This is a genomic window from Massilia phosphatilytica (assembly GCF_977014125.1).
Genome location: NZ_CDRNIL010000159.1, coordinates 1 through 2,402 on the forward strand (window position 1 = coordinate 1; position 2,402 = coordinate 2,402).

Sequence of the window (2,402 nt, forward strand, 5' to 3'; positions counted from 1 at the left end):
ATGAAGCAATGAGGCCTTTGCTGGCCACGGAAGGCGTCAAGCTGGGGTCGCCGACGAGGTCCTGGCCGAGATGGCCATTCCGTCAACGAGCGACCGAGGCCGCCCGCCTGTACACGGTGATGGGGAAAAGTGGCCGGAAGAGATCTCGTACTCGGCCGCCGACAAGCTCGGGCCAGACGCTCGTCATCGATGCGGCCTATGTCAAGCGACGGCTTGATGGTGCTGGCGGTCAACGAAGGCCCGTCGCGCTACGTGCTGTAAGGTCGGCACGGGCCGGAAGGAGGCGGCGATGGCAACAAGGCATTGGCAACCCGGCAGAAGATGCGGCTGCGCGTCGAGCCGACGCCGCCGATCAAACCCCGCAACCCGTTCGCTGGCCGTGGTCTTCTCGCGCGACCTGGCCGCGCGCGCCTTGGCGAAGCCGGCGAACGGGTTGCGGGGTTTGATCGGCGGCGTCGGCTCGACGCGCAGCCGCATCTTCTGCCGGGTTGCCAATGCCTTGTTTGCCATCGCCGCCTCCTTTCCGGCCCGTGCCGACCTTACAGCACGTAGCGCGACAGGTCTTCGTTGACCGCCAGCGCATCGAGCCGTTCGTTGACATAGGCCGCATCGATGACGAGCGTCTGGCCCGACTTGTCGGTGGCCGAGTACGAGATCTCTTCCAGCAGCTTTTCCATCACCGTGTACAGGCGGCGCGCGCCGATGTTCTCGGTGCGCTCGTTGACGGAATAGGCGATCTCGGCCAGCCGGAGGATGCCCTCGTCGGCGAATTCCAGCTTGACGCCTTCCGTCGCCAGCAAGGCCTCGTACTGCTTGGTCAGGCTGGCGTCCGTCGAGGTCAGGATGCTCTTGAAATCGTCGATCGACAGCGATTCCAGTTCGACGCGGATCGGGAAGCGGCCCTGCAGCTCGGGGATCAGGTCCGACGGCTTGGACAGGTGGAACGCGCCCGACGCGATGAACAGGATGTGGTCCGTCTTGATCATGCCGTACTTCGTGTTCACCGTCGTGCCTTCGACGAGCGGCAGCAGGTCGCGCTGCACGCCCGCGCGCGAGACGTCGGCGCCGCCGTGTTCCGAACGCGACGCGATCTTGTCGACCTCGTCCAGGAACACGATGCCGTTCTGCTCGACGTTCGTGATCGCCTTCTGCTTCATCTCGTCTTCGTTGATGAGCTTGGCGGCTTCCTCGTCGACGAGCAGTTTCATGGCCTCCTTCACCTTCATCTTGCGGGGCTTCTTGCGTCCCGCCCCGACGCCGGCGAACATCGACTTGATCTGTTCCGTCATTTCCTCCATGCCCGGCGGCGCCATGATTTCCATCTGGGGCGATGCCTCGGTGACGTCGATCTCGACTTCCTTGTCGTCCAGGGCGCCTTCGCGCAGGCGCTTGCGGGAAGGTCTGGCGCGTGACGTCGCCGCCTTCCTTGCTGTCGCCGCTGACGTTGAAGCCGAAGTCGCGCGCCGGCGGCACGAGGATGTCGATGATGCGGTCTTCGGCCGCGTCCTCGGCACGCTGGCGTACCTTCTTCATTTCGCTGGCGCGGGTCTGCTTGATGCCGATGTCGATCAGGTCGCGGATGATAGTGTCGACATCGCGGCCGACATAGCCGACTTCGGTGAACTTGGTCGCTTCGACCTTGATGAACGGCGCATCGGCCAGCTTGGCCAGGCGGCGCGCGATCTCGGTCTTGCCGACGCCGGTCGGGCCGATCATGAGGATGTTTTTCGGGGTGATCTCGTGGCGCAGCGGTTCCTCGACCTGCTGGCGGCGCCAGCGATTGCGCAGCGCGATCGATACCGCGCGCTTGGCCTTGCCCTGGCCGACGACGTGCTTGTCGAGTTCCGAGACGATTTCGGACGGAGTCATGTTCATATGTGTGCTCATGAATGCTTGCTTGCGGGAGAGGCCGGTCAGTCCAGCGTCTCGATGATGTGCGACATGTTCGTATAGATGCACAGTTCGCCTGCGATGGTCAGCGCTTTCTTGACCACGTCCGCCGGCGCGAAATCCGTGTTTTCCTGCAGGGCCTTGGCGGCCGATTGGGCGTAGATGCCGCCCGAGCCGATCGCGCCGATGCCGTCCTCGGGTTCGAGCACGTCGCCGTTGCCGGTGATGATCAGGGTTTTTTCGCGGTCGGCCACGAGCAGCATCGCCTCCAGGCCGGCGCAGCACGCGGTCGGTACGCCAGTCCTTGGCCAGTTCGACCGACGCGCGCAGCAGATTGCCCTGGTGTTTTTCCAGTTTCGCTTCGAAGCGGTCGAGCAGCGTAAAGGCGTCGGCCGTGCCGCCGGCAAAGCCGCACAGCACCTTGTTCTGGTAGAGCTTGCGCACCAGGTGCTGGATCATCCGAAGTTACCTGCCTTGTTTTAACCTTAGCAATACGTCGTACCAGTAGGTCA

At 63.7% G+C, this 2,402-nt stretch carries 1 protein-coding gene and 2 pseudogenes; all 3 read right to left on the reverse strand.

Features of this window, described 5'->3' with window-relative positions; genetic code table 11:
• Positions 1–201 precede the first annotated feature (201 nt).
• Positions 202–510: a hypothetical protein gene (locus tag ACWNCF_RS05625; protein WP_449406337.1), complete on the reverse strand. Its 309-nt coding sequence runs from the start codon at positions 508–510 to the stop codon at positions 202–204.
• Positions 511–539: 29 nt separating this feature from the next.
• A pseudogene (gene hslU / locus ACWNCF_RS05630) lies at positions 540–1,887 on the reverse strand (ATP-dependent protease ATPase subunit HslU).
• A 26-nt stretch (positions 1,888–1,913) separates the two neighbouring features.
• Positions 1,914–2,334 (reverse strand): annotated as a pseudogene (gene hslV, locus ACWNCF_RS05635) (ATP-dependent protease subunit HslV); the annotation flags it as partial.
• Positions 2,335–2,402: the final 68 nt, after the last annotated feature.

Coding starts and splice junctions, on each gene's coding strand:
- ACWNCF_RS05625 (WP_449406337.1), bottom strand. CDS start 510: ATGGCAAACAAGGCATTGGCAACCCGGCAGAAGATGCGGCTGCGCGTC.